Raw genomic sequence first — 11,532 nt, 5'->3', positions numbered from 1 at the left:
CTCAATCCCTCGCGAAGGTTCCATGGCGCCCGGCCCCTGCCCGGATGGCGTCGAGGGCGCGGGACGCCGCCTTCCGCACCTCGACGTCGGCGTCGCCGAGCAGCCGCCCGAGCGGCGCCTCGGCCGACGCCGCCGCGAGCTCGCCGAGCGCCTGGGCGGCGGCCTTGCGCAGGTCGGGCAGCTCGCTCCCGAGCAGCCCGACGAGATCCGCCGCGGCCGAGGCCGCCCGGAGCCGCCCGAGCGCGAGCGCCGCCTCCTTCCGCACCTGCCAGGCCGCGTCCTTGAGCGCGGTCCGGAGGTGCGGCGCGGCGAGGCCGTGCGCCGAGCGCCCGAGCACGATCGCGGCCTCGACGCGCACCCGCCAGTCGGGGTCGGACAAGAGCGCGACGAGCTCCTCGACGAGCGCCGGCGCGCCGAGCGGCTCGAGCGCGCCGATCGCGACCTGCCGCACCCGCGCGTCGGGATCGCGCAGGCTCCCGCGCAGGGCGCGCGCGGTCTCCGGCCGCCGCAGGTAGGCCAGGGCGAGGACCGCCTCGCGCCGCACCTCGGGCGAAGGGTCGAGGAGCGCGCCCTCGAGGTGCTCGAGCGCCCGCGGATCGCGGATCTCCCGGAGCGCCACGATCACCGACATGCGCACGAACGGGTTATCATGACGCATTGCGTCGATCAGGTGGGTGGCCGCCTCTGCCCCGCGGAGCTCGCGGAGCGCCGTGGCGGCGGCCTCGCGCACGTGGGTCTCGTCGTCGTCGAGCGCCCGGAGGATGGCGGGCACCGCGCGCGGGTCGCCGAGGTCCTCGAGGTGCCCGAGCGCGAGCGCCCGCACCGTGGGGTCCTCGTCGCGGACGGCCTCGATGAGCGGGTGGAGGATCTCCGGGTCCGAGAGGTCCTCGATCTGGGTCAGCGCGAGCTGGCGCGCGCCGGGATCGGGATCCCTGAGCACGCTCACGAGCTCCTGTGCGAGCGAAGCCTGTGTCATGTCGTCTCTCCGCCTCGAGGCCGCTACCGGATGAGGAAAGGGATCTTCACGGTGATGGCCTCTTTCGGGCAGTCGATCTCGCACGCGAGGCAATACCAGCACTCGTCGTAGGCCATGTGCGCCTTCTTCGTCTCTGGATGGATGGCGAGGCAGTCCACCGGGCACGAGTCGATGCAGATGCGGCACCCCTTGATGCAGGACGCCTCGTCGACGACGACCGGCAGATCGAGCCGAACGGAGGCCTCGGCGTGGCCGACGGTCCTGGCGCGCTGCGCCTTGACGGATTCGCGGTTGAGAAGGTGACCCATGGATTGATGACCTCGTTGCTCGTCAGAGCGGCGCGCGCTGCTCTTCGGCCGGGATGCGCAGCCGGTGGTAGGTTTTGAGCTCGCCGTCGTCGATCGGGAAGAGATAAGGCTCCACGGGCCGCTTGAAGGCGACCATCTCGCCGTCGTCGCCCTTCTTCAGGTTCACGTGGGTGAACCAGCGGCGGTCGTCCATCTCGGGGTAATCGAGCCGGTAGTGGTAGAGGCCCCAGCGGCTCTCGGTCCGGTACAGCGAGGCGCGCGCGGCCATCTCCGCGCAGTCGCGGATGAAGTGGCACTCCATCACGCGCATGAGCTCGTGGGGGCTCGCCGCCGTGACCTCGTCGAGCTCGTCCTTCGCGCGCAGGAAGTACTCGAGGCCGAGGGTCATCCGGTTGCCCGTCTTCGGCGGCTGCAGGTAGTCGTTCACGAGGCGCCGCACCTTGTATTCGTACTGGTGGGGCGCGACTCCGCTCTTCCGGGAGAGCGGGGCGAGGATGCGCTCGCGCTCGGCGTCGACGTCGGCCGCGAGCGGCTCGACGGCGGGCGTGCGATCGAGGTAGTCGAGCGCGTTCTGGGCGCAGATCTTCCCGTAGGTGAGCGCGCCGAGGAGGTAGTTGTGCGGCACGCACGCCATGTCGCCGGCGGCGTAGAGCCCGGGCACCGTGGTCTCGCCCTTCTCGTTGACCCAGACGCCCGAGGCGCTGTGACCGCTGCACAGGCCGATCTCGGAGATGTGCATCTCGACGAGATCGCTCGCGTAGCTGTGCCCCCTCCCCTCGTGGAAGCGGCCGCGGCTCGGGCGCTCCGTCTGGTGGAGGACCCGCTCGACCTCGGTGATCGTCTCCGGGGCGAGGTGCGTGAGCTTGAGGTAGACAGGGCCGTTCGCCGAGTGGAGCTCCCGGTAGAACTCGAGCATCATCTGCCCGCTCCAGTAATCGCTCTCGATGAAGCGGTGCCCGCGCGCGTTCACCGTGTGCCCGCCGAGCGGGCCGGTGACGTAGGCGCACGCCGGACCGTTGTAGTCCTTGATGAGCGGGTTGATCTGGAAGCACTCGATGCCCGTGAGCTCGGCGCCCGCGTGGTAGGCCATCGAGTAGCCGTCTCCGGCGTTCGAGGGGTTCTCGTACGTCCCGTGGAGATAGCCGGACGCGGGCAGGCCGAGCCGCCCCGAGGCGCCGCAGCAGAGGATGACCGCCCTGGCCTTGATGATCTCGATGTGACCCTCCCGGGTGTCGAAGCCGATCACGCCGGCGACCTGCCCCTCGGTCACGAGGATCCGCGTGGCCATGACGCGGTTGATGACCCGCACCCCGGCGCGCTTCACCATGCGCGTGAGGATCTTCTTGAGATCGTAGCCCTCCGGCATCGGGAGGACGTAGCTCCCGTTGTGGTGGACCTTCTTGACGTCGAAATCGCCCGAGCGCGTCTTCTGGAATTTGACCCCCCAGGAGTCGAGCTCCTGGAGCATCGCGAAGCTGTTCCGCGCGTATTCGTAGATGGCGCGCTGGTTCACGATGCCGTCGTTGGCCACCGTGATCTCTTTCACGTACTGCTCCGGCGTCGCGTGTCCGGGGATGATCGCGTTGTTCAGCCCGTCCATGCCGATCGCGATGGCGCCGCTCCGCTTGATATGCGCCTTCTCGAGGAGCACCACGCGCCCCCGCGGCAGGCGCTGCTGTGCCTCCACCGCTGCAGTCGAGCCTGCGCTTCCGCCGCCCACGACGACGACGTCCGCCTCTGTCACGCGAATGTCCATTACGAACCCCTCGAGGTCTCCAGCGCGCACACGACGACCCCGCCGCCGATCGGCCCGGCCGCCAGGGTCGGATGCACGGCGTCTTCCATGACGGACGCCGCATCCGTTTTACTGGATCCGCTTTAACAGACGGTGGCACCCTGGGCAATCGCTTTGTTGCCCTCGGCCGGCCGCGGCGGCCCGGGGGCGAGCCCCCGCGTGAGGGCGCCTTGCAAGCGAAAATTCAGCGTCGATGGCGGACGGCCGCGCCGCCGCGGATCCGCGGCGCGCGGGCGGGCTCACCGGGCGCGCCGACCCCCGACCCGCCCAGAAAGATTCGCCTTTCCACCATGGTTGTCTCCCCGAAGACGCGGGCGGGACGCTACCATGCGGGTCAACCCGTAGTCCTCCCATGGATCGGGGGGAACCGCGCGCGGTCCTTCTTTCATCGGTCTCCCTGATCCACCGCGCCCGGCCCCTCCCAGCCGCGGCGCCCGCGCGCCGCTTCGCTGCATGGCCAAGCACCCGTCCCAGCTCGCCGACCTAGAGATCCAGCGCCGCCTGGGCGCTGGCGGCATGGCGGAGGTCTTCCTCGCCAAGAAGCGCGGCGCCGAGGGGACCTACAAGCTCCTCGTCGTCAAGCGGATCCTCCCCGCGCACGGGGCCTCGCGGCGCTTCCGCGCGATGTTCGTCGAGGAGGCCCACCTCGCGACCCGCCTGAACCACCCGAACATCGTCCAGGTCTACGAGTTCTCGGACCACGGCGAGGACGGGCTGCTCCTCTCGATGGAGTACGTCGAGGGCTTCGACCTCGGCAAGCTGATGCGCGCCGCCCAGCAGAAGGAGTCGCGGATCCCGCCCCTCGTGTCCGCGTTCATCGTCTCCGAGGCGGCGAAGGGGCTGCACTACGCCCACGAGCGCAAGGACGAGGGCGGCATGCCGCTCGCCATCGTCCACCGCGACGTCTCGCCGCAAAACATCCTCCTGTCGTTCGAGGGCGTCGTGAAGATCGCCGACTTCGGCATCGCCAGCGCGAACCTCTTCCGCGAGGAGCCCGGCGTGCTCAAGGGCAAGTTCGGGTACATGTCGCCCGAGCAGGCGCGCGGCGAGCGCGTCGACCGGCGGAGCGACATCTACGCCCTCGGCGTCGTGCTCTACGAGCTGCTCGCCATGCGCTCGCCCTACGGCAAGCTCGACGACGAGGCGCTCCTCCAGGCCGTCAAGGAGGGCCTGTTCGACCCCCCGTCGGCCCACGCGCGCGACATCCCGGCGGAGCTCGAAGCGATCGTGATGCGCGCCATGGCGCACGCGCCCGAGGACCGCTTCCAGACCGCGCGCGATCTCGCCGGCGCGATCGCGCGCGTGCTGCTCGCGAAGCAGGAGCTCGTCGACAACGCGTCGGTCGAGCAGACCGTGGCCCACCTGCTCGGCCGCGATCGGCACGAGGACGCGCGCGACAACGCCGCGGGCGGCGCGGCGGAGCAGGCCCCGGACAGCGGCTCCATGGCGCAGCCGCAGACGCTCGCGGCGGTGCCGGCCGCGCGCACGGGCGGCGAGGCCGAGAACACCGGGGCGCCGCGGGTCGTGCGCGAGGTGCGCCACGTCGCCGTGGTGACGCTGCGCATCGAGGGGGTGGACGAGCTGCTCGGGGCGCAGGGGCGGCTCGCCGGCAAGCGCAGCGGGCGCTCGATCCGCACGACCCTCGACGCGATCGCCTTCAAGCACGGGGCGATCTGGTCGTGGGAGTCGCACGCGAGCGCGCGCGCCGTCGTCGGGCTGCTCGCGAACCCGTCGCGCGCCGCGGCCGACGCGGCCTCGCTGGCCGTCGACGTGCACGAGGCGCTCGCCGGCGCGTCGGAGGACCTGCCCGTCGAGCTCCGCGCCGCGATCGGCATCGTCCGCGGCATCGCGTACGGCGAGCGCGACGAGCAGGGGCACCTCATCAACCACGTGCTCAAGGAGCCCGCGAATTTCCTGGCCGAGCGCCTCGGCAGCCGCACCCCGTTCGGCAAGACCTGGGTCGCGGGCGGCGTCTACCGCCTCGTCCGGCGCGACTTCCGCTGGGGCGACGCGCCGTCGCTCGATCTCAACGACGCCGGCGGCTACCAGGTCCCGCACCAGATGCGGCTCTACGCGCTGCAGCGCCCGCTCACCCGCGAGGAGCGGATGGCCGAGATCGCGCTGTCGCCGAACGACCTCGTGGGGCGCGACGCCGAGCGCGCGGACCTGCACGCCGCCTACCACCGCGCGGTGTCGCCGCCCGTGAAGGGCCTCGCCGAGCCGCCGTCGCGCTACGGCGAGAGCGAGCCGCCGCCGCCGCCGAGCCGGCAGAGCAAGCCGCCGAGCCCGCCGGGCGGCGCGCTCCGGGGCCAGTCGGTGGCGCGCGTCATCGTCGGCGAGATGGGCATCGGCAAGAGCGCGCTCATCTCGACGTTCCTCTCGGAGCTCCCCGGCGAGGCGCGCGTGCTCCACGTCGAGTGCTCGCCGGTGAAGAGCGAGCTGCCGCTCGCCACGGTCTGCGACGTGCTCCGCGACGTCACCGGGATGGGGCTCGACCACTCGATCGACGACGCGGCCCACGTGATCCGCGCGCTGCTCGGGTCGATCGCGCGCTCGCCGCTCGGGGCGCGCATCGTCACGCGCCTCGCCGAGCTGGTCACGGGCAAGCAGCTCGACCACCCCGAGGAGGACGCGTCGGCCTACGGCCGCGACGTGGTGGTGCGCGGCGTGAAGTACCTGCTCGGCTCGCTGGCGCGCCACCAGCCGCTCGTCGTCGTCATCGACGGCCTGCAGTGGGCCGATCGCCCGAGCCTGGAGCTCATCTCGGAGCTCCTCAAGCAGCGCTCGGAGCGGCTGCCGATCCTCGTGCTGCTGCTGACGCGCCCCGAGGAGCGCGTGACGCCGTTCATCGAGGGGCTCGTGCGGATCGAGCTCCGCGGCCTCAGCGCCGAGGAGCAGATGCGCCTCGTCGAGGCGCGCCTCGGCGTGCGCGAGGGCGTCTCGGCCGTCTGCGGCGAGCTCGTGCCGCGCGTCGCCGGCAACCCGTTCTTCCTGCTCGAGATGGTCGACGCGCTGCTCGAGCGGGGCACGCTGGAGATCGTCGAGCACCCGGACGGGCGGCACGAGCTCGTCCGCCACGACCGGACCGGCGATCGCGGCGAGCCGCTCCCGTCGACCCTGGAGCAGCTCATCGGCGACCGGCTGCGCGAGCTGCCGCCCGCGGAGCACGACGTCGTGAACTGGCTCGCGGTCGCCGGGGGCCCGCTGCTCAAGGACGACATCCTGAACCTGACGCGGCTCGCGGACGACGAGGCGGTGACGCGCCTCTGCGCGCGCGGCCTGTGCGATCGCCGCGCCGGGGCGGTGGACTTCCGGCACCCGCTCGTGCGCGACGTCGCCTACCTCGCGCTCGACAGCGCGAGCCGCGTGCGCATGCACCGCCGGCTCGGCGAGCACCTGTCGACGACGCCGCTCGCGCAGGGGCTCTCGGCCGCGATCGTGGCGCAGCACCTCGCGCGCGGCGAGGCGCCCGGGCCGGCGGCGGAGCTCTACCTCGACGCGGCGCGGGCCGCGCGCGCCGGGCACCAGGCGCAGCTGTCGCGCCGGTACTACGAGCGCGCGCTGTCGCTCCTGCCGACCGGCGACACCCGCCGGATGATCGCGCACGAGGCGCTGGAGGCGATCTTCCGCCACCTCGGCCGCCGCCGCGAGCGGAGGAAGCACCTCACGGCGCTGCGCCAGCTCGCGAAGGAGAGCGGGCAGGCGCGGTGGGCCGCGCTCGCGCTCGTGCGCACCGCGCGGCTCGACCTCGACGACGGCCACCTCGCCCGCGGCCTGCCGGTGGCGCAGCGGGCGGCCGAGATCGCGCGCATCGCCCGGCGCCCGGCGCTCGAGGTCGAGGCGCTGACGATCCTCTCGGAGGTGCTGCGCGAGCTCGGCGACGTCCAGGGCGCGATCAGCGCGGCCGACCGGGCGCTCCGGGTGACGCACATGGGCGGGCTGACGCCGCGGGCGCGCGCGGAGGTGCTGCGCACGAAGGGGGTGCTGCTGCGCCGGGTCGGCCGCGTGCAGGAGGCGGTCGAGGCCTACGCCGAGGCGATCGCGGTGTTCCGCGCGGTGGGCGCGCGCCGCAGCGAGGCGCGCGCGAAGAACTCGCTCGCGGTGGCGATGTTCGTGCTCGAGCGCTTCGAGGACGCGATCGCGGTCGGGCTCTCGTCGATTTCCATCGATCTCGCGATCGGCGGGAGGTTCCAGATCGCGAAGACGCTGAGCAACATCGGCCACGCGTACGCCAAGCTCGGGGACATGCCGCGCAGCCTCGCGTACATGAGGCGGGCGCGGGAGGCGCACGAGCGCTATGACGACCAGGATGCGCGGGCCGACACGCTCCTCTGCACGGCGGGGATCCTCCTCGAAGCGGGCGACGCCGACGCCGCGCACACCCTGTGCGCCGACGCGGGCGCGCTCATCGCGGTGACCGGCAGCGTGTACGACATGATCCACGAGCGCAACGTGCGCGGCCTCCTCGCGAAGGCGCAGGGCGACGTCCAGGCCGCGATCGCGAACGCCTCCGAGGCGCGGCAGCTCGCCGAGTCGCAGGGGCTGATGAGCTACCACGCGTACGCGACGGCGATCGAGGCGGCGGCGCGGGTGGACGCGGGCGAGGTGCACTCCGGGGTGCTGCTCGCGCGGACGGCGCTCGGCGCGGTCGAGGCGGGCAGCTCGGAGTACGGCATCGAGGTGCGCGACCTCTGCTGCGAGGCGCTGCAGAAGGGCGCGCCGGCGAGCGCGGCGGACGCGTACCACCGCGCCGCGCTCCACGTGCAGAAGGTGGCGAGCTACATCCGCGACGCGCGGCTCAGGGCGCTGTTCCTGGAGCGCGCCGTGGTGCGGCGCATCCTGGCCGCGGAGGCCGAGGGTCCGGCGGCGGGGCACGACCCGCTCCGCCGCGGGGAGATGGCATGACGGGTACCGGCGGAAGGACAGCGGCGAAGCCGCGGCGCAAGGTCGCGGTGATCCTCTCGGGCGGCGGCGCGCGGGGGGCGTACGAGGTCGGGGTGATGTCGTACGTGCTCGACGCGTTCGCCCGGCTGCGGGGCGCGCCGCCGCGGATCGACATCCTGTGCGGGACGTCGGTGGGGGCGGTGAACGCGTGCTACCTCGCGGCGCACCTCGACGATCCGACGCTGGGCGTGCGGCGGCTCGTCAACCTGTGGACGCAGCTGAAGCTCGAGACGGTGCTCGGCTTCGGGGTGCGGCAGGCGATCTCCTTGCCGAAGCTCATGTTCGGCGGCGGCTCGGAGGGCGTGGGCCTGTTCGACGTCTCGCCGATGCAGCGGCTCGTCGAGCGGGAGATCCCGTGGCGCGCGATCGCGCGCACGCTGCGCCACGGGTACCTGTCGGCGGTCAGCGTGTCGGCGACCGAGATCGCGACGGGCCGCACGGTGATCTTCATGCAGACCGGCCCGGACGGCGCGCTGCCGACGACGGCGCCGCCGCGGACGATCATCCGCGGGGCGCTGATCGGCCCGCCGCACGCGCTCGCGTCGGCGGCGATCCCGATCCTGTTCCCGCCGGTGCGCATCGGCCGGGATCTGTACATGGACGGCGGGGTGCGGCAGAACACGCCGATCGCGCCGGCGCTCCGGCTGGGGGCGACGCACGTGCTGGCGATCGGGCTGTCGCGGGAGGTGCGGAGCATCGACGCGGGGGACAGCGGCAAGCCGCCGGGGATGGCGCTGGTGCTCGGCAAGGTGCTGAACGCGTTCCTGCTCGACCACATCCAGACGGATTTCGAGGTCCTGACGCGGGTCAACCACATGATCGAGGACGGGGAGCGCGCGTTCGGGCCGGATTTCCTGCACTCGATCAACGGGGCGGCGGCGCAGCGCGGGGCGCTGCCGTACCGGCGGGTGGAGACGCTGGTGGTGCGGCCGAGCGTGGATCTCGGGCGGCTGGCGGCGGAGCACGTGAAGGCGGGCAAGGTGCAGGGGGGGCCGGCGATGATGCGGCGGCTGCTCTCGCTGGTGGACGTGGGGGCGGAGAACGACGCCGATCTGGCGAGCTACCTGTTGTTCGACGGGTCGTTCACGCGGAAGCTGATCGAGCTCGGGCGGGCGGACGCGGAGGCGAGGCGGCACGACGTGGCGGATTTCTTCGGGAGCGCGGCGGAGGAGGCGGAGCCGAGGCTCTCGGACAGCGCGGAGTGGTCGATTCCGCCGCCCGTAGGGCCGGGGGGGTCCATTTAGAGCGGTTCTCGGCTGGCCTCTCCCGTCTTCCCTCTTCCGTCTTCCCTCTTCCGTCTTCCCTCTTCCCTCTTCCCTCTCCCGTCTTCCCTCTTCCCTCTCCCGTCTTCCCTCTCCCGTGCTCCTCTTCGTGCGCGTGCGCGTGCGCGATTCCCCGGAATCAGCGCGCACGCGCACGCGCACGAAGGACGCGCACGGGGGACGGGGGACGGGGGACGGGAGACGGGAGACGGGAGACGGGGGACGGGAGACGAGAGACGAGAGACGGCTGCATCAAACCCGAGCTAAACCCGCTCTAGGGCCTGTCCCTGAGCTCGCAGCCAGCAGCAGGCGCCGTCGATGAACGCCTGGGAGCTTCGTCAGCGGGCCGGGGGACGTGGCCGGCGCCGGTGAGGCGGCGAGGGTCGTGGCAGCAGCTCCAGGGAGCCGTACCAGCGGCTCCGAGGAACCGTACCAGCGGCTCCGAGGAACCGTACCAGCGGCTCCGAGGAACCGTACCAGCGGCTCCGAGGAACCGTACCAGCGGCTCCGAGGAACCGTACCAGCGGCTCCGAGGAACCGTACCAGCGGCTCCGAGGAGCCATACCAGCGGGTCCGAGGAGCCGTACCAGCAGCTCCGAGGAGCCGTACCAGCGGGTGCCGGCAAGGGCCCCGGACCTGCCGGCAAGGGCCCCGGACCTGCCGGCGAGCACCCCGGGGCTGCTGGTGAGCGCCCTGGGAATGCGGGGAAGCGGCTCCGACCAGCTGGCGAGCTCCGCTCTGCGGCAAGACAGCATTGCTGGGCTGCCGTCAGGCCGCCGCGGCGCGCAGGGCGCCCTCTTCGTTCTGCGGAGAGCTACACGGGACGACTTGTCACCTCGCGGCCGGGGGCCGGTCGATGCGACGGGCGAGCTGTCGTGAGGGCGTGCGCTCACCGTTCGAGCGAACGCATGCCCGGCGCCCTGGCCTGGACGAGCGCGGCCATGTTCCCGGACTCGTGGAGGTTTTGCCTCATCTTCATGTGCGCCTTCGGGATCTCGTGCCACGAGAACGTCTCCGAGAGGATCGGACGGACGCGCCCCTCCAGCACCAGGCGGTGCGCCTGGCTCGCCTGCATCAACGTCGCGATGTGACTCCCCTGGATGCGCTTCTGACGCATCCACACGAACCGCGCATCCATCGTGAAGTTGTACCCGGTCGTGCCGGCGCAGAACACCACCATGCCCCCGCGCTTCACCACGAAGCAGCTCACCGGGAAAGTCGACTCGCCAGGGTGCTCGAGCACCAGATCGACGTCGGTCTTCTGGCCCGTGATCGACCAGATGGCCTTCCCGAAGCGGCGCACCTCGCTCATGTACTCTGCATAAGCTGCGTCATCGAGCGAGCGCAGCGGCCCCCAGCACCTGAACTGGGAGCGATTGATGACGCCCTTGGCGCCCAGCGACATGACGAAATCTCGCTTCTTCTCGTCCGAGATCACGCCGATCGCGTTCGCTCCCGTCGCGGCGACGAGCTGGACGGCCATCGAGCCCAGGCCGCCGGCGGCGCCCCAGACGAGCACGTTCTGCCCCGGCCGCAGGATGTGCGGGGCGTGCCCGAACAGCATGCGGTACGAGGTCGCCAGCGAGGCGAGGTAGCAGGCGCTCTCCTCCCAGGTCAAGCCCCGGGGCCGCGCGAGCAGCTGCCTCCCCTTCACGACCGTGAACTGGGCGAACGAGCCGTGCGGCGTCTCGTATCCCCAGATCCGCTGCGTCGGAGAGAGCAGCGGATCGCCGCCGTTGCACTCCTCGTCCTCGCCGTCGTCCTGGCTGCCCAGCACGATGACCTCGTCGCCGACGCGCCACCGCTTGACCATGCTGCCGACCGCCCATACGACGCCCGCCGCGTCGGAGCCGCACACATGATAGTCGTGCCGATGCACGTCGAACACCGAGACGGGTTTCCCCAGCGAGGCCCATATGCCATTGTAGTTGATCCCGGCGGCCATGACCGCGATGAGGACCTCATCCGGGCCGATGCGCGGCGTCGGCACGACCTCGAGCTGCATGGCGGTGCTCGGCTCGCCATGGCGATCGCGCCGGATGACCCACGCGACCATGCTCCGTGGCACGTGCCCGAGCGGAGGCATTTCCCCCAGCCCATACAGATCCTTCTCTGCGTACGAGGTGCTCTCGCAATACGATGCGTCCGCCATCGCGCTCTCCTGATGCTCGTCGTTTGAACCCGCGCCCCCCGCTGGCGCTTCCGGAGAGGAAGCGCCTGCCCACAGGGCGAGCGCGTCACGCTGAC

6 protein-coding genes and 1 pseudogene are annotated in these 11,532 nt (G+C 72.0%); 3 read left to right on the top strand and 4 right to left on the bottom strand.

Annotation, left to right across the window (positions count from 1 at the left end):
• Position 1: 1 nt before the first annotated feature.
• From WME98_RS41345 to WME98_RS41335, 3 genes are read right to left on the bottom strand one after another with little or no spacing between them, the layout of a single operon-like run.
• Entirely contained in the window at positions 2-976 is a 975-nt protein-coding gene (locus tag WME98_RS41345) for a HEAT repeat domain-containing protein (protein ID WP_437947164.1), read from the bottom strand.
• A gap of 23 nt (positions 977-999) precedes the next feature.
• Positions 1,000-1,284, bottom strand: a complete 285-nt coding sequence (locus tag WME98_RS41340) for a 4Fe-4S dicluster domain-containing protein (protein WP_061625266.1) — start codon at positions 1,282-1,284, stop codon at positions 1,000-1,002.
• A 22-nt stretch (positions 1,285-1,306) separates the two neighbouring features.
• Positions 1,307-3,040, bottom strand: a complete 1,734-nt coding sequence (locus WME98_RS41335; RefSeq protein WP_437338033.1) for a fumarate reductase/succinate dehydrogenase flavoprotein subunit — start codon at positions 3,038-3,040, stop codon at positions 1,307-1,309.
• Positions 3,041-3,532: 492 nt separating this feature from the next.
• On the opposite strand from WME98_RS41335, the gene WME98_RS41330 reads away from it, so the two are divergent.
• From WME98_RS41330 to WME98_RS41320, 3 genes and pseudogenes are all read left to right on the top strand, one after another.
• Positions 3,533-7,984 carry a serine/threonine-protein kinase gene (locus WME98_RS41330; protein WP_437947162.1) on the top strand — a complete coding sequence of 1,484 codons (4,452 nt, stop codon included), beginning with the start codon at positions 3,533-3,535 and terminating at the stop codon, positions 7,982-7,984.
• Positions 7,981-9,267, top strand: coding sequence for a patatin-like phospholipase family protein (locus WME98_RS41325; RefSeq protein ID WP_061625269.1), 1,287 nt, complete (start codon positions 7,981-7,983; stop codon positions 9,265-9,267). Before WME98_RS41330 ends, WME98_RS41325 begins: the two co-directional genes overlap by 4 nt.
• Before the next feature lie 18 nt (positions 9,268-9,285).
• Positions 9,286-9,384, top strand: a pseudogene (locus WME98_RS41320) (hypothetical protein); the annotation flags it as partial.
• 790 nt (positions 9,385-10,174) lie between these two features.
• On the opposite strand, the gene ccrA reads toward WME98_RS41320, so the two are convergent.
• Positions 10,175-11,437 carry a crotonyl-CoA carboxylase/reductase gene (ccrA, locus tag WME98_RS41315; RefSeq protein WP_437947160.1) on the bottom strand — a complete coding sequence of 421 codons (1,263 nt, stop codon included), beginning with the start codon at positions 11,435-11,437 and terminating at the stop codon, positions 10,175-10,177.
• Positions 11,438-11,532: the final 95 nt, after the last annotated feature.

The organism is Sorangium sp. So ce296, assembly GCF_051529605.1.
Taxonomy (GTDB): domain Bacteria; phylum Myxococcota_A; class Polyangia; order Polyangiales; family Polyangiaceae; genus Sorangium; species Sorangium cellulosum_D.
Note: the sequence above shows the minus strand (reverse complement) of the source record. Positions and strands in the feature narration are given on the sequence as shown.